The organism is Actinoplanes sp. NPDC049316 (assembly GCF_040677315.1).
GTDB lineage: Bacteria > Actinomycetota > Actinomycetes > Mycobacteriales > Micromonosporaceae > Actinoplanes.
Genome location: NZ_JBFAQM010000009.1, coordinates 22,440 through 38,261, shown reverse-complemented (window position 1 = coordinate 38,261; position 15,822 = coordinate 22,440). Strand labels below are relative to the sequence as shown.

Sequence of the window (15,822 nt, the reverse complement as noted above, 5' to 3'; positions counted from 1 at the left end):
ACGACAACCGTATCGCCGGGCCGCTCACTGAGGGGCTGGGCCGCTACGGGTTCGCCGTGCATCGCGTCGGCACGGGGCGGAGGCGCTGGGCGCCGAGCGGGCCGATCTCGTGCTGCTGGACCTCGGCCTGCCCGACATGGACGGTATCGACGTGTGCCGGGAGCCGCGGGCGGCCGCTGCAGTGCCCAAGGAGTTCGACCTGCTGGCCTGCTCGCGCTCTGTCGACGGCGCCCTGGAACAGGTCTTGGACAACCTGATCGCCAATGCGCTGCGGGTGGCCCCGCCCGGCAGCACCGTGAGCATCGACCGGCGTCTCCACCGCGACGGCGCGGCGACCGTCCACGTCATCTACCAGGGCCCCGGCATGAGCGTGACGGACCGGCGCCGCGCCTTCGACCGGTTCTGGCGCGCCCCCGACGCCGCCGACGACGGCAGCGGGCTGGGGCTCGCCATCGTGGAACGCCTCGTCCGCGCGAGCGGTGGGCGGATCAATCTCGAGCAGGCGCCGGGCAGCGGCGTCGACGCCACCGTCCGCCTCCGCACGTCCCGGAGTGCGGCGCACGCCCGGCCCGCATCTCACCCTGTCCGCCATCGGCCGGCGCGCTGATCCGCCGCGGCTGGAGCCGGACCGGTCAGCGACCGTCGACGCCCGCCGAGATCTGCTCGGCCGGCGAGATCGTCCCCAGGGTGACCACGGCGTCGTACGCGGCGGCCACATCGGTCTCCTGCCAGCCGTCCAGCACCCGGATGAACGACGCCGTCCCGAGCGCGTCGCGCAGCAGCATCCCCGCCCCCGTCGCCTCCACGCTGTCCTTGCGAGGCGGCGGCAACTCGGCACCGATCACCAACACGCCTCCGGGTGCGTCCGGGTCGCGGCGGCGGGTCGGCGTGATGCCCGAGACGGCGGTCAGCGCGACGGGCACGTACGCGTCGCCCAGCCGTTGGGTCAGATGGGCGCCCATGGTCGGGACCGTGACGCCCGGCAGCGCCATCGGGATTCGCTGGATGTGGCCGTTCGCGGCGCCGACGACGACCTTCGTCCCCGGCTCCAGCAGCGACAGCACCGTCTCCGCCATGCCCAGATCCCGGGCCGCGACATCACCCCGCAGCAGCTGATCCAGCAGCACCAACAGCCGCAGCTCACGCCGTTCGGTCCCGCTGAGGTCGCCGGCGGTCAGACCCGCCAGCAGCGCGGTGATCCGGTCGCGGTCAGCCTCGGGCATGGACGCGTACGCGGCGTACGCCGCCAGACCTTCCCGGTGGGCGAACGGCTGCACCAGGTCGATGATCTCGTCGACCTGAGGACGGACGTGGGGCAGGTGGCGCAGGTGCAGGAGCGCGGGCAGCGGCGACGTGGCCGAGCCGGGCACGTCGATGCCGCTGAAGCCCACCCCGGCCGTGCGCATCCACGCGAGCTGCTCCCGCATCTGCGCGCACCGGCCCATCCGGTACGTGATGTGCCGCGCGGCCAGCTCCTCGAGGTCGCCGGGGCCGCCGCGCGTCCACGCGTCCACGGCCAGGCCCTCGCTGTAGCCGGACTCCATCGCGAACACCGAGAAGCCGCAGCGCTCGACGAGGAACCGGGTGAGCTGGAACCGGACGTCGTAGTACTCGCGGACGTGGTGGGCACTCTCGCCGATCGCCACCACGCGCGCGTCGCGGACCACGTCGGCGATCGCGTCGAATTCTCCCGGCGACAAAGAAGACATTCGCCGACCTTATCGGCCGGTGGAAGGGCCGTCCTACAGTCATGGGTGCGGTCTCCCCGCGAAACAATGCGTGGAAGGGAGCAGCCCGTGAGCAGGTCGGCCAGGAAGCGGAAGCGCCGCGAGGGCGCCGAGGAGACGTCCTCGTTCCGGCGCGAAGGGCCGGACGACGACACCGGCGGTGGGGCGCCTGTCCGGGAGCCTCGACGCCCGAGACCGAAGGATTCCAGCGGAGCCGCCGCCGCGGCGATCGAATACCAGGACGCCTGATCCGCCCGGCTCAGGCCGTCCCGATGGCGTCGGCGACGATCTTCGCCGAGAGGGTGACCATCGGGAGGCCGCCGCCCGGGTGGGTCGACCCGCCCACCAGGTACAGCCCGTCCACCGGGCCCCGGTTGCCCGGCCGCAGCAGTCCTCCCGCCGTACCGTAGATCGCTCCGCCCGGGGCCCCCGTCGCCGCCGCCAGATCGGCGGGCGTGCGGGTCTCCACGAATTCCAGGCGGTCGCGGACGTCGAGGCCGCGGGCCGCGAGGCGGTCGAGGATGTGCGCCGCGTACGTGTCGGCGAGGCCGGGTCGTTCCCAGTCGACCGTGCCCGCGGACCGGCCGTGGCGGGGTGCGTTGACCAGGATGAACCAGGCTTCGCTGCCGGGTGGGTGGACCGCCGGGTCCTCGGCGCGGGTGACGAAGACGGCCGGGTCGGACGGGGGCCGGGCGGGCCGGCCGTGGGCGGGGTCGCCGAAGACCGCGTCGAACTCGGCGTCGTAGTCGCGGGGGAAGAAGACCGTGTGGTGGGCGAGCTGCGGGGTTTCGCCGCGCACGCCGAGCAGCAGCACGAAGCCGGCCAGGCTGCGGTCGGACAGGCCGGCCAGGCGTGCCGGGGACGGCAGCAGGTCGCGGTAGAGCGTGGCGGCGTCCACATCGGACACGATGGTGTCGGCGGTCGCCTCCGAGCCGTCGGCCAGCGAGATGCCCGTCGCGCGCCCCGCGGACGTGCGGATCGCGGTGACCGGCGTGGAGGTGTGGATCGTGACGCCCAGGGCGCGGCAGCGGTCGAGCAGGGCGGTGCCGAGCACGCCGAGGCCGCCGGGCAGGTACCAGCCGCCGAAGGTGAGCTCCGCGTACGGGATCGCGGCGAGGGCGGCCGGCGCGCGACGCGGGTCCGCGCCGGTGTAGGTCGCGTACCGGTCGAGCAGCATCCGCAGCCGCCAGTCGCGCAGGTAGTGGCGGCCGAGCGTGCGCAGCGTACGGCCCGGTGCGATCGCGGTGAGGTCGCCGACGCGCCACGACAGGCGGGCCAGCGTCGCCGGGGACACCTCGCGCTGCAGCACCGAGCGCCACGATGCCGCCCAGATGCGTTCCGCGCGTTTCCAGAAGCGGCCCCAGTCCGCGGCCGCCCCCGCGCCGAACGCGTCGGCGATCCGGTCGCGGAAGACCTCCGGATCGGCTGACGAGTCCAGAGTGGATCCATCCGGGAACACGTGGCGTACCACGGGATCCAGCGGCACCGGGTCGAGCGTCAGGCCGAGGTCGGTGAAGACCTGGGGGAGCGTGAGCAGGCTGGGGCCGGTGTCGAACAGGAAGCCGTCGCGCTCGTAGCGGCCGAGCTTGCCGCCGATCGCCGCCGCCTGCTCGTACACGGCGACCTCGTGGCCCGCCGCCGCCAGCCGGGCCGCCGCGGCGAGCCCTCCGACGCCCGCACCGATCACCAGGATTCTGCTCATACCGGCCGCCCCCGCCAGCTCAGGGCGCCGCGCCGGCGCAACACGAACGACCGGGCGACGAGCCACCCGAACACCAGGATCGAGATCGGCTGCGCCAGCGGATCGGGCCAGGTCCGCCCGCCCGTCGCGGCCGCGGCGATCACCCTTCCGAGCACACCGATCCCGTACGCGGACAGCGTCACCAACGCAAGATCCACCCTTGCGGACATCAGGAGCGGGATCGCGGTCACGGGCGGCGCCGCGTACAGCAGGATCAGCAGGACCACGACGGCCGCCGCGCCGGTCAGCGACCCGAACGACGCCCACATCGACTTGCTGTAACCGCCGACGAGCTCCCGCCACGACGCGTACATGTGGCACTCCGCCAGCCGCGACCCGTCCGCGAGGGCGATCCGGCCGCCGGAGCGCTTGACCGCCCGGGCCAGCCCGATGTCCTCGAGCACGTCGTCGCGCACGGCCGCGTGCCCGCCGGCCCGTTCGTAGCCGGTCCGGTCGGCGACCAGCCACTGCCCGCCCGCCGCCGCCAGCGACGGCCGGGGTGAGCGTTCCATCAGCCGCAGCGGCAGGAACGTCAGCCACGACCACTGCAGCAGCGGCTGCACGAGCCGGCCGGCCCCGGTGATCCGCGGGTACGGCGACAGCAGCGTGACCTGCGCGGACCGCAGCAGCGCGACCCCGCCCGCGACGGCGTCGGGGGCCAGGACCACGTCCGCGTCGACGAAGACCAGCACGTCGCTGCCCGCAGCCGCGGCGGCGAGCTGCGCGCAGGCGTGCGGCTTGCCGAGCCATCCGGCGGGCAGCGGCGCGCCGGTCAGCAGCCGTACCTTGTCGCCGGCGACCCGGCGCACCACCTCGGCCGTGCCGTCGGCCGACCCGTCGTCGAGCACGACGATCTCCAGCTCGGGGACGCCCCGCTGACTGAGCAAGGATTCCAGGCACGGCGTCACCCGGTCCGCCTCGTCACGCAGCGGAAGCAGCACCGCCACGCGCTCCGTGACCGAGGCGTCGCGGGGTGGCCGCCGCAGCAGCATCGCGTTGACGAGCGTGTGACCGGTCAGGGCCAGCCAGGGCAGCAGGGCGAGCCAGATCATGCGCGTCGTCGCAGAGCCGGGAGCAGCGGCAGCACGACCGCGCCCATGAGCACGCCGCCCCAGAGCGCGGACCAGGGCAGCCCCAGGAACACCGCGTGGGCGAGCACGGAGGAAGCGTACGTCCACAGCCACAACGCGATCATCGGGGCGTCCCCGCCGAGCGCCCGGCCGCCCGCCGGGCCCGTGGCCGCCGCGAGGACGGCCATCAGCACGAGCGCGAAGCCCAGCCATCCCAGATAGTTGCCGATCGGGATGCCCGGCACACCCGGCAGCGTCGGCGTCGGCGACTGCCACACCCAGTAGCCCTCGGCGACCATCTGCGGATCCAGGAACAGGTCCCACGCCGCCAGCCCGGCCGCCGCCAGCGCGACCCGGGCCGCACGCGAGCGGGCCAGCCGCAGCGCCGCGAGCCACGCCGGCCACGCCATCCACGTCCACGCCAGCGGGATGATCAGCGGGACGCCGAGCACCTTCGGGCCGAGCTGGCCGGAATAGTCGTACGTGCCGAACGGGAACCCCGTCGCCACCCCGACCGCCTCCACCACGAACCCGCCCAGCGTGGCCGTACCCACGAGCGCGGCCGCCGCGCGCGGGCCCCGGCTGAGCAGCGCGTGGCTCACGGACAGCAGGTAACCCAGCACGACCGTGGTGACGGTGAACCCGGCCCGTACGCCCCCCGAGGTCAGCGGGTAGCAGATCTGGACCAGGACGAGCGCGCCGAGCAGCGCCCACGACGGCCGCTCGGCCACCGCGACAGCCGGGCGCACCCAGGAGGACCGCTCAGATGCCGACAATGCCCGGTGCGTCCTCGGCCGGGGCGCGCTCGGTCAGCGGCAGGCCGCGCCCGAGAATGGCGAACGCCCGCTCGTCGCCCGGGAACATGAAGTCGCGCAGCACGTCCTCGAAGCCGAAGCGCCGGTAGAGCCGCCAGGCCCGGGAGTGTTTCTCGTCGGCCTCCGGCGTCGACAGCAGCACGGTCGAGCCGTCGGCCATCGACAGCAGAGCCCGCAGCTGGCGGGCGCCGATCCCGTGGCCCTGCGCGCTCGGGCGCACGTGCAGCTCGACCACCTCGAAGCAGTCGGACAGCCAGCGCCGCCGGGCCGTCTCGTCGAGCGCCGACCGCACCTGGTCGTGCCACCACTGGCCGGGGCCGGAGGCGTAGCCGTACCCGAAACCGGCGAGGTGCCCGTCGGTGGTCAGGGTGGCGACCGCCCGGAAGCCGGCGCGGCGTACGTGCGCGCCGATGTAGCCGCGGCGGGTCTGCAGCAGCTCGGCGCGGTAACCCATCGCCTCGCCGTACACGCTCACCACGTCGTCCAGCCGCCGGAGCATGTCGTCCGGCTGCCAGGGGACGAGCCTCATCGCTCTCCTTCCCGCCAGCCCAGTACGGCTTTGTCGCCGCTGATGCCGCGCACCGCGAAGCGGGCGAACAGGTCCTCCGCGTACCAGCGGACCTCCCGCGTCCGCGCGATCACCGCGCGATGCTCCGGCTGACGGTACGCGAACCGGGTGAGATCCGCCGCGCCGCGCCACACGCTGACCGTGCCCTGCCAGACCACGGGCGCCTCGCCGACGCCGAAGCGCGCCAGCAGCCCCGGCGCGGCGGCGAGCTCGCGGGCGACCGGCGGCACCGCACGCCAGAACGTCAACGCCCGCGCGGGCCGCAGCCGCGCCCGGGTCAGCGCGAGCACCATGCCGTCGTGCCGCCCGTCCGACGGCTGGCCGAACGGGGTCAGGCCGGACCAGCGACCGTGGCTGGTCAGGGGCGTCAGGTCCACCCGCGCGGAGGCCGTGGCGATCCGGTCCCAGGCCGCGCCGACCGCGCCGAGGTCGCCGCCGTCCGGGCCGTCCCAGGCCACGACGGCCGCGTACCGGGTCAGGTCGGAGTCGCCCGGCCCGAAGCTCGTGCCCGTCCCGGTGCCCAGCAGCTTGCCGAACCGCGCCCCGGGCACCCGACGCAACCGGCGCGGATCCACCGCCATCCGGACGAAAGCCCGCCCCACAGCCCGCCGCGGCACCTGCCACACGTGCAGCGTGACCAGCGGCGGTACGGACGTCATCCCGTCACGCTACCCACGCGGGCCGGCGTCACGCCTGGGCGGGTCGGTCACTTCCACCGAGGCAGTCGGGCCGCTTTTGCGTCGGTCACATGCGCCCACGCCGATCTACGGCCGGTCACTTGCGAGGCGGCTTCCGGACGAGTTCGGTCACCCAGACGCGGTGGAACTGGACGTGCAGCACGACGTTGTAGCGGCGCTGGACCGCCTTCTGCTGGGAGCCGGGCAGCGGGCTGAACGGGCTCAGGCCGCTGGGATCCGTGGACACCAGCCAGATCCGCTTCGTGTCGGCCAGGCACACGACGGTCGGCATGCAGCGCAGGTGCTCCCACGACCAGGCCTCGTCCGGCGGCTGGTCGACGAGCAGCTCCTGCGGCTGCTGTTCGCGGGGCTGGTGGCGCCACTCGTACCGGAAGCCGCGGTGCGCGTACCGGTAGCCGGTGAAGATGATCCCGTCGCCCGGCTCCTCGCGGGCGGCGATGAGCCGCGCGGCGAGCCGGAACGCGAACTCGTTCTCGACCGCGTCGCTGCGGATGTCGCCCTGCTGCGGCCACCCGGCGAAGGTGAGCCCCGCCGCGGCCGCGACGGCGACCACCACCACCTTGGCGGTCGCCACGACGCGGCCCGTCGCGGCGGCCGCCGCGGCCAGCCGGCGCAGCGCGAACCCGGCGAGCAGGATCCAGGCCGGGACCGTGAAGAGCATGTAGCGAGGCCAGAAGAAGTGGTAATCGTGGAAGGTGTAATACGCGACGATCGGCGGCAGCAGCGCCCACACGAGCAGCAGCCCGCCGCGGCCCTCGAAGGCCAGCACGAACATCGCACCGAGGCCGGCGACCAGGAAGAACCCGGCCACCGCGGGGCTCATGAACACCTCGCCGGGGAATTCCTGCACCCGCGCCCACGTCGTGTCGGGGATCCAGGAGATCTGCTCGCCCTGGCGCTGCCCGAGCATGATCAGCGGCGAGATGGCGAGCACCGCGGCCATCACGGACAGCGGCCAGCCGAGCACTGTCCACAGCCGCCGGCGTCCCCGCGCGCGGATCACCGCCGCGACCCACACCACCAGATGCGCGGCGAGGCTCATGAGCGCGACGATGTGAGTGCAACCGACCGCGATCACCGCCAGCGTGTACGGAATCCAGCGCCACACCGTCGGGCGTTCCACCGCGCGCAGCAGCAGCCACACCGCGGCGACCGTGGTGAGCATCGCCAGCGCATACGGTCGCGCCTCCTGCCCGTACCGGCTGATCACCGGGACCGCCGGCACCAGCAGGCCCGCGACCAGGCCGGCCCGGGCGTCGAACAGCCGCCGCCCGATCAGCGCGATCAGCGCCGCCGAGAACGCCATCGCCAGCGCGGCCGGCATCCGCAGCGCCGTCTCGGTGTCACCGAAGAGCGAGACCCAGCCGTGCATGAACGCGTAGTACGGGAACAGCACGACATCGACCGTCTGCACCATCTTGCGCAGGTCGGCGATCTCGAGCGAGGCCGCCCACCAGGTCGCGTTCTCGTCGCGCCACAACTGCCGGTTGCCGATGCCGATCAGCATCACCGTGAGCGTCGCGGCGAACGGGAAGGTCACCAGGGCCAGCGTGGGGACCATCCGGGTCCGCACCCACGCCCACGCCCGGCCGGCCCGCGAGGGCGGCGGCGGTGCGGGCGGCGGGGTCGGCGGGGTGTCCTGGACCGCCGGTGGTTCCGGCTCCGGTGGGGCGGCCTGCTCGGGCGGCGCGGCCTGGTCCGGCGGCGGGTCCTGGACGGTGGCAGGTGTCGCTACCGCTTCCGTTTCCGTGGCGGTATCGGCGGCCATGGTGTCGGGCTCCGAGGGGGTCAATGGGTATGGATGACGCAGTCCTCCATCTTAGGGACGCGCGCCACCTCCGCCCGTCGAGGCGCAGTTCAGTCCAGTGATCAATGACTCAGGCGACATCGGTGGGTACACCGTTGGTGACCCGCAGCAACTCCGCGTACGTGATGGGGAAGACCGCCTGCGGCACGCCGCCCGCGGCCCACACCTCGTCGTACCGCGCGAGGGTGGTGTCGACCAGGGTGCGGACCGGCTTCGGATGCCCCAGCGGCGCCACCCCGCCGATCGCCTGACCGGTGTGGGCCCGGACGAACTCCGGCGTGGCCCGCCCCAGCTTGCCGACGCCGAGCCCGGCGGCGACCTTGCGCGTGTCGACCCGGTGCGCCCCGGAGGTCAGCACCAGCAGCGGCGCGCCGTCCGCCTCGAAGATCAGCGAGTTCGCGATCTGTCCGACCTCGACACCCAGCGCGGCGGCCGCGGCGGCGGCGGTGTGCACGCCCTCGTCGAAAAACACCATGTCAGGCGTGGTGCCCGCGGCGGTCCGCGCATCGGCGCCGGCGAGCGCGGCGCGTACCGCCTGCACGTTGGGATGGTTCTCCATCCCGTCATTCTGCTCGATCGACCGTCCACCATCCGAAGCGTTCCCGGTGCAGCCGCGCCGCCGGGGTCCGGCAGCCCGAAGCGGCGCCCGCCCGCCGGCGGCCAGCCGTTCGTGAAGCGGGTGAGGGGAGGCGGACTAATGCTTGTCCGCGCAGGCTTTCTCGCTGGCTTCCCAGAGCCGCGCCGCGAGCCGGGGATCCGCGCTCCGCCGATCGGGCTCGGTCACCTTGTGCCCCACGTAATAGGCGCCGTTGCGCAATTCCTCCGCCGGCGCCGTCGCCAGCCACACCAGCAGCGCACCCGCGTCGCGGGGACTGGTCAGGAACGGCGCGACCTTGTAGAAGAACCGCGTCACGGAACCGGCGCCGAAATTGCTGCGCACCACGCCCGGATGGAACGCGACCGACAGGATGTCCGGCCACCGGCGCGCGGCTTCGGCAGTGAACAGAATGTTGGCCGCCTTGCCGGCGCCGTAGGACCGCCACCCGTTCCACGAGGCCGGATCGCCGGTGAGATCGTCCGGGTCGACGCGGGCCCGCTGGTGCGCCCGCGAGGACGTGTTCACCACGCGCCCGCCGCGCAGCCGCTCCCGCAGCAGATTGGTCAGGAGAAAAGGCGCGAGGTGGTTGCTCTGGACGGTCGCCTCGAAGCCGTCCACGGTCTTGCGGTACGCGCCCAGCATGCCGCCGGCGTTGTTCGCGAGCACGTCGATGACCGGGTACGTCCCCAGCAGATGATCCGCGAGCCGCCGTACGTCGCCGAGGGACTCGAAGTCGGCCCGGAACTCGTCCGGCTCCGGGCCCGTCGCGGCCGCCCGGATCTGCGCCATCGCCGCGCCCAGCCGGCCCGGATCCCGCCCGACGACGACCACCTGGTCACCCTGCGCGGCCAGCTGACCGGCCGCGGCCAAGCCCACCCCGGAGCTGGCCCCTGTGACGACGATCGTGCGCATGCCGAACCCTCCGTCCGCCGGTGCGGGTGTCGTACCCATGGTGCACCCTGGCAGATCGATGAGCGTTGTGCCCGGCTTTCGGGCTTGCTTCGTTCCCTTCGCCCCAGGGATTGCCGCGCCTACGTCCCCAGAGACTGTCGCGCCTTCGCTCCCAGAGATTGTCGCGCCTTCCCTCCCAGGGACTGTCGCGCCTTCGTTCCCAGGTACTGCTGCCAGAGCAGGCGGGCCGCGACCGCCCGCCACGGCCGCCAGGCCTCCGCGCGCAGGACGGTCTCGGCCGGGGAGGGCAGTGCCGGCAGGTGCCACAGCTGAGCGATCCCGGCCGCGACGGCGAGGTCTCCGGCCGGCCATGCATCGGGGCGCCCCAGAGCCGACAGGCGGTAGATCGCCGCGGTCCAGGGACCTATGCCCGGCACCGCCCGCAGCTGCCGATCGACGTCATGGTCGTCGAGGCCGGTCAGCGCCTCCAGCCGTAGCGAACCCGCGACGACGGCGCCGGCCGCGGCCCGGGCATATCGCGCCTTCTGCCTGCTGAGCCCCGCCTCGCGCAACTGGCGATCGGCGAGCGCCAGCAGGTTCTCGGCGGTGAGCGGATCGGCAAGCGCCCGGAGACGGTCGAACGTCGCCCGCGCCGAGGCGAGCGACACCTGCTGCTCCAACATGATGTGCACGAGCGAGGCGAACCCCGGAGCGCGGTCCCACATCAGCGGAAGCCCGTGACGTTCCTCGACGGCGGCGAAGAGCGGCTCACGTGCGGTGAGCTCGTCCACGCCGAGGCGCAGATCCGCCGGGGTCATCGGGCCGGTGAGCATGCCGTCTACGGTAGTGACCCGTCCCGCCCGTTTTGTCTCGCTTTGTCTCACACGGAGCGCGGCTCCCGAGCCGGCGGGACCGGCGACCCAGGGTCGTCCCCCAGGCTGCCGTCGGTCGCGGTCTTCTTTGTCTTCCAGTTTCTTGCCTTCCGGGCTGCGACCATCCGGTTCTGTCCCTTCTATCCGGGCTGCGGCGGTCGGTTTTGTTCTTGTCTTCCTGAACGTCGGCCTCGGTTCATGGCTTCCTTGTCGGGTCGCCGCTCCGGCTGCCACCACAGTCCCCGCACCGCCTGTCCCCAGTCCCGAAGATCACCTCTGACCTGCGGCGCTGCGTCGTTGCTTTTTTGTCGGAGGGTGGTGTTACTCTCTCCAGTAGTTAGAACGAGTGTTCGATTGGTTCGAACGGCTGTTCCAGCCGGTCGGCGCCGGTCGGGCGGCCGCCCCTCCTGGTGGTCGCCGGGCCCGGTCGCCTCCGCCAGGGCGGCCGGGCCGGACCGGCCGGCCTCGGGCTGACTGATCGGGATCCGCGTTCGCGGCGTGGTTCCCGGGCGCGACGCCCGCGAAGCGTCGCGCCACAAGGTCCGGGCATTCGCGGGTCTGGGCCGTAACAGGCAGGACCGCTGTCCGCCACCCTCGACCCCCGGGTGGCGGACGGCGGACCCGCCGGCGCAAGTCCGGCCGGGTGTGGTGTGGGGAAGCTTCACACCCGGCCGGCGGCACCACCGCTGTGCCTTCCTCAGCAGCGACCGGTTCGACCAGCACGTCGGATGCGACACACGCGAGGAGAGACCATGGTGAGCAACCCGGCACCGGGCCTGAGCCACCCCGTTCCGCAGGCGCCCCCTGCGGTGCCCGAGCCTCGGGACGCCGGTTCGCCCTATGCGGTGCCCGAGCCCCGGGATGCCGGTTCGCCCCGCGCGGTGCCCGAGCCTTGGGACGCGGGTTCGCCCTATGCGGTGCCCGAGCCCCGGGACGCTCGCTCGCCTTACGCGGTTCCCGAGCCGGGGGACGCCCGCTCGCCCGGGATGCCCGCCGAGCCGGGCCCGCGAGCGTACGGCCTGGCCCACGCGCCCACGGCCGGCACCCAGGCGGCGCCCACGATCCCCGCCAACCTCCTGCCCAACCGCACCCCGGCGCAGCTGCTCGCCATCGCGCGCCAGGGCCTCGCGGAAGCGGCCCGCACCCGCCCCGACGGCCTGCGCTACGCGGCCGCCCACCTCGCTGCCCTCCGAGCGGCCGCCGCCGTGCTCGCCGCCCGTGCCAGACCGGCCGCACCCACCCGCCGCAACCGTGTCACCAGCACCTGGTCCCTCCTGGTCCTGGTGGCGCCCGAGTTCGGCGACTGGGCCGGCTACTTCGCCCTCGGCGCCACCAAACGAGCAGCCGCCGAGGCCGGCATCCCCCGCGTGGTCACGGCCCGCGAGGCAGACGACCTCCTGACGGCGGCGGGCACCTTCGTGTCCCTGGTGCAGGCGGCCCTCGGCCTGGCATACCAACCCAGCCTCGAAGCCGCCTGACGCCTCGCGCGAGGCGCGGCACAGCGGAAGCCGTCGCGCCCAGTCGTTCGTCGCTCGCGGCGGTGCGTCGGGGTGTCCGGTGCGTCGGGGTGTCCGGTGCGTCTGGGCTACGGCATCTGGGCCTACGGGCGTCTGGGCTAGGGGGTCTGGGCCTACGGGCATCTGGGCCTACAGGCGTCTGGGCCTACGGACGTCTGAGGGCTTAGGCCTCGCTGCTCCTTTGCTCGCGGCCTTTGGCCGTGGCGTCCCGCGCTCCGTGCCCACCCGGCGCGCTGGGCGAGGCTCCCCGGTTCCCTCGACGCCTTCGAGCGGTCTGCCGGTGCTGCTTATGCCTCAACGGACTGCCGCGCCACGTAAGGCCTGACGGACTGCCGGAACCATGGATGGACCTGCCCGACCCGGCGGATCCATAAAGATCAACTTCAGTGAGTGCACAGCGGGGCGGAGCGATGGCCGGGCGCATGATCAACAGTGCTGCGGCTCTTGCTGAGCTGGTACGGCCGGCCGGGGAGACCGGCGAGAGCGGGATGCACCGGGTGCTGCCGGTGCATGCCGAACTGGAAGAGCTGCTGCCGGGCCGCGGACTTCGCCGGGGCAGCACAGTCGCGGTCGGCCTGACCTTCGATTCCGCCCGGCAGCCGGGAAACTCGCGCGGCCCAAGGGAACGGCGCGGCCTCGGAGAGGAGCGCGGTCTGGGGGAGGGGCGCAGCCTGGGGGAGGGGCGCGGTCTGGGGGAGGGGCGCGGGCCGGAGGAGGATCGCGGGTCGAGGACGCCGGGCCTTCCGCTGAATCAGTCGGGAAAGCTGAATCGGCCGGTAAAGCTGAATCAGCCGGGAGGGCTGAATCAGCCAGGGAAGAAGGCGCAGCGCCCGGAATCGTGGGAAACCCCTTCCCTGCCGGAGGTTCCGTCGCGGACCGACCCTCGGCCGGCTGGTCCTGCGTCGACGGGTCCTGCTTGGACTGGTCCTGCGCCGACCGGCTCCGCGCCGACCGGCTCCGCGCCGACCGGCTCCGCGCCGACCGGCTCCGCGCCGACCGGCTCCGCGCCGACCGGTCCTGCTTCGGCTGGCCCGGCTTCGGCTGGTCTTGCGCCGGTTGGCGCTGCTCCGGCCGGGTGGTCGCCGGCCGGTTCGCCCGGGGCGGCGTCCTCCCTTGCCCGGGGGGCCTCCTCGATGGCGAGCCGTGGCCGGCCGGTTGAGCGGGTCGGTAACGGTGGCACCTCTCTTCTGCTGGCGCTTCTCTCCGCCGCCTCCCATGCCGGATCCTGGTGCGCTGTTGTGGGCGTACCCGCGCTCGGCGCGCTCGCTGCCGCGCAGAGCGGGATCGCTCTGGAGCGGTTGGCGTTGGTGCCGAATCCCGGGCCTGAGTGGCCCACCGTGGTCGCCGCGCTGATCGACGGGGTCGATGTGGTCGTGGTCGCGGTTCCCGGACCCGTCGCGCCTTCCGTGACCAGCCGGCTCGTGGCGCGGGCCCGGCAGCGGGGGTGTGTGCTCGTGCCGTACGGGCGGTGGGAGGGCGCCGACGTCACCCTGCAGGTCACCCGGGGGCGGTGGGAAGGGCTCGGCGACGGGCGGGGGCGGCTGCGGCGGCGGGAGGTGACCGTTGTCGCCCGGGGGCGGGGGGCTGCGGCGAGGCCCAAGGAGGTGACCTTCTGGATGCCGGCGATCCCGGCGTCCCCGGCCATCCCGCCCATGCAGGATCCCGCTGCGGCGCCGGAGAAAGAGGCGGGACCCGGGAAGAAAGCGGGCCCCGCGGAGAAAGCGTGGCCGGGGGAGGAGGCCGGACCGGGGAAGCAAGCGGGACCGGGGAAGGAAGCGGGACCGGGGAAGCAAGCGGGACCGGGAAGGGAGGCCGGGCCGGGAAGGGAAGCCGGGCCGGGAAGGGAAGCGGCCAAGCGCCGGGGCGGCCTGTCCGTCGTGGAGACCGCATGAACGCCCCCCGCGCCCTGCTGCTCTGGTGCCCGGACTGGCCGGTCATCGCCACCGAGATCGTCGATGGCGTACGCGCCGACGGGCCGGTGGCCGTGCTGCAGGCGAATCGGGTGGTGGCCTGTTCCGAGGCGGCCCGGGCCGAGGGCGTACGGCGGGGGTTGCGGCGGCGGGAGGCGCAGGGACGCTGCCCCTCGCTGGTGGTCGTCGAGCACGATCCGGGGCGGGATGCGCGGGCCTTCGAGCCGGTCGTCGCCGCCGTGGAGGAGGTGGCCGTCGGGGTGGAGGTGGTGCGGCCGGGTGCGTGTGCGCTGGCCGCGCGGGGTCCTTCGCGGTATTTCGGGGGTGAGGAGCGGGCCGCCGAGCGGATCGTCGAGCAGGTCGCGCAGGCCTGCGCCGTGGAGGCCCAGGTGGGCATCGCCGACGGGGTGTTCGCGGCGGGGCTGGCCGCGCGGGCGGGACAAATCGTCGCTGCCGGGCGTACCCGGGAGTTTCTGACGTCGGTGACCGTCGAGGCGCTGGAGCGGCCCGCCCTGGCCGACCTGCTGCGCCGGCTCGGGGTGAAGACGCTGGGGGATTTCGCGGCGCTGCCCGCCTCGGACGTGCTGAGCCGGTTCGGGTTCGACGGGGCGCTCGCGCACCGGCTCGCCGCCGGGCTGGACCATCGGCCGCTCGCCGTCCGGCAGCCGCCGCCCGACCTGGACGTGGCCGACACGTACGAGGAGCCGCTCGAGCGGGTCGACGTGGCCGCGTTCGCCGGGCGGGCGCTGGCCGAGCGGCTGCACGAGCGGCTGGCCGCGTACGGGATGGCCTGCACCCGGCTGGGCATCGAAGCCGTCACCGCCGACGGTCAGGAGTTGCACCGGGTCTGGCGGCACGACGGGTTGCTGACCGCCGCGGCCATCGCGGAGCGGGTGCGCTGGCAGCTCGACGGCTGGCTGACCGGGGCGCGGCGCGGTGCGCCGGCGCGGCCCACCGCGGGCCTGGTCCGGTTGCGGCTGGTGCCCGACGGCGTGCTCGTCCACCTGGGACTGCAGCCGGGACTGTGGGGGGACGCGGGGGCGGAGAAGGAACGGGCGCATCGGGCGCTGAGCCGGGTCCAGGGTCTGCTGGGGCCGGAGGCGGTGGTGACCGCGGTGGTCGGCGGGGGCCGTTCCGCCGACGACCAGGTCCGGTTCGTGCCGTGGGGTGACCAGCGGGAACCGGCCCGCCCGGCCGCGCCGCAGCCCGGCCCGCACCCCGTGGTGGTGGCCATCGGCGACCCGCCGGACAAAGAGAGAGCGCCGGCGAAGCAGGACAAGCGGCCGCCCTGGCCGGGGCGGATCCCCGGACCCGCGCCGGCGCTGGTGCTGCCGCAGCCGGCGCCCGCGGTGGTCCTGGACGACACGGGTACGCCGGTGGGAGTGAGCGCCCGCCTCGAGCTGACCGGCCGCCCGGCGGTGCTGGTGCTGGGCGAGGAGGCCGCCGAGATCATCGGGTGGGCGGGCCCGTGGCCGGTGGACGAGCGCTGGTGGGCCGAGGGCGAGGGGCGGCGGCGCGCCCGCTTCCAGATGGCCGTGGCCGACGGCCGGGCGTTCCTGCTCAGCCTGGCATCGGGCCACTGGGCCGTCGAAGCGATCTACGACTAGG

13 protein-coding genes and 1 pseudogene are annotated in these 15,822 nt (G+C 74.0%); 4 read left to right on the top strand and 10 right to left on the bottom strand.

All coding sequences use genetic code 11. From position 1 onward, the window contains the following. Nucleotides 1-109: 109 nt before the first annotated feature. Nucleotides 110-607 (top strand): ATP-binding protein, encoded by a 498-nt coding sequence (locus AB0K03_RS16140; protein ID WP_364684943.1) that lies wholly within the window; start codon nt 110-112, stop codon nt 605-607. Between the two features lie 25 nt (nt 608-632). Here the strand turns inward: AB0K03_RS16140 and AB0K03_RS16135 are convergent, their stop codons facing one another. From AB0K03_RS16135 to AB0K03_RS16090, 10 genes are all read right to left on the bottom strand, one after another. Next, complete coding sequence (locus AB0K03_RS16135) at nt 633-1,709, bottom strand: erythromycin esterase family protein (RefSeq protein WP_364684941.1); 1,077 nt, start codon at nt 1,707-1,709, stop codon at nt 633-635. A 277-nt stretch (nt 1,710-1,986) separates the two neighbouring features. Then, nucleotides 1,987-3,429, bottom strand: a complete 1,443-nt coding sequence (gene crtI, locus AB0K03_RS16130; protein ID WP_364684939.1) for a phytoene desaturase family protein — start codon at nt 3,427-3,429, stop codon at nt 1,987-1,989. After that, on the bottom strand, nt 3,426-4,520 hold the full coding sequence (locus AB0K03_RS16125) for a glycosyltransferase family 2 protein (protein WP_364684937.1): 1,095 nt from the start codon (nt 4,518-4,520) through the stop codon (nt 3,426-3,428). The genes crtI and AB0K03_RS16125 overlap by 4 nt, the downstream gene beginning before the upstream one ends. Further along, complete coding sequence (locus AB0K03_RS16120; RefSeq protein ID WP_364684935.1) at nt 4,517-5,287, bottom strand: carotenoid biosynthesis protein; 771 nt, start codon at nt 5,285-5,287, stop codon at nt 4,517-4,519. Before AB0K03_RS16120 ends, AB0K03_RS16125 begins: the two co-directional genes overlap by 4 nt. 13 nt (nt 5,288-5,300) lie before the next feature. After that, complete coding sequence (locus AB0K03_RS16115) at nt 5,301-5,882, bottom strand: GNAT family N-acetyltransferase (protein WP_364684933.1); 582 nt, start codon at nt 5,880-5,882, stop codon at nt 5,301-5,303. After that, nucleotides 5,879-6,580, bottom strand: a complete 702-nt coding sequence (locus AB0K03_RS16110) for a monooxygenase (protein WP_364684932.1) — start codon at nt 6,578-6,580, stop codon at nt 5,879-5,881. The genes AB0K03_RS16115 and AB0K03_RS16110 overlap by 4 nt, the downstream gene beginning before the upstream one ends. 115 nt (nt 6,581-6,695) lie before the next feature. Further along, on the bottom strand, nt 6,696-8,387 hold the full coding sequence (locus AB0K03_RS16105; protein WP_364684930.1) for a glycosyltransferase family 39 protein: 1,692 nt from the start codon (nt 8,385-8,387) through the stop codon (nt 6,696-6,698). A 109-nt stretch (nt 8,388-8,496) separates the two neighbouring features. Next, the gene (locus AB0K03_RS16100; protein WP_364684928.1) at nt 8,497-8,985 is read right to left on the bottom strand and encodes a YbaK/EbsC family protein; all 489 of its coding nucleotides are present in this window, start codon (nt 8,983-8,985) and stop codon (nt 8,497-8,499) included. A gap of 135 nt (nt 8,986-9,120) precedes the next feature. After that, nucleotides 9,121-9,936, bottom strand: a complete 816-nt coding sequence (locus AB0K03_RS16095) for an SDR family NAD(P)-dependent oxidoreductase (protein WP_364684926.1) — start codon at nt 9,934-9,936, stop codon at nt 9,121-9,123. Between the two features lie 119 nt (nt 9,937-10,055). After that, on the bottom strand, nt 10,056-10,748 hold the full coding sequence (locus AB0K03_RS16090; protein WP_364684924.1) for a DNA-3-methyladenine glycosylase 2 family protein: 693 nt from the start codon (nt 10,746-10,748) through the stop codon (nt 10,056-10,058). Between the two features lie 1,025 nt (nt 10,749-11,773). Between AB0K03_RS16090 and AB0K03_RS16085 the strand changes: the two genes are divergently transcribed. The 3 genes and pseudogenes from AB0K03_RS16085 to AB0K03_RS16075 all read left to right on the top strand — a co-directional run bounded on the left by AB0K03_RS16085 (nt 11,774) and on the right by AB0K03_RS16075 (nt 15,821). Further along, nucleotides 11,774-12,265 carry an SAV_6107 family HEPN domain-containing protein gene (locus AB0K03_RS16085; RefSeq protein ID WP_364684922.1) on the top strand — a complete coding sequence of 164 codons (492 nt, stop codon included), beginning with the start codon at nt 11,774-11,776 and terminating at the stop codon, nt 12,263-12,265. A 1,208-nt stretch (nt 12,266-13,473) separates the two neighbouring features. Then, nucleotides 13,474-14,196, top strand: a pseudogene (locus AB0K03_RS16080) (hypothetical protein); the annotation flags it as partial. Beyond that, complete coding sequence (locus tag AB0K03_RS16075; protein ID WP_364684920.1) at nt 14,193-15,821, top strand: DNA polymerase Y family protein; 1,629 nt, start codon at nt 14,193-14,195, stop codon at nt 15,819-15,821. The pseudogene AB0K03_RS16080 and the gene AB0K03_RS16075, both read left to right, overlap by 4 nt. The last annotated feature ends 1 nt before the right edge of the window (nt 15,822 follow it).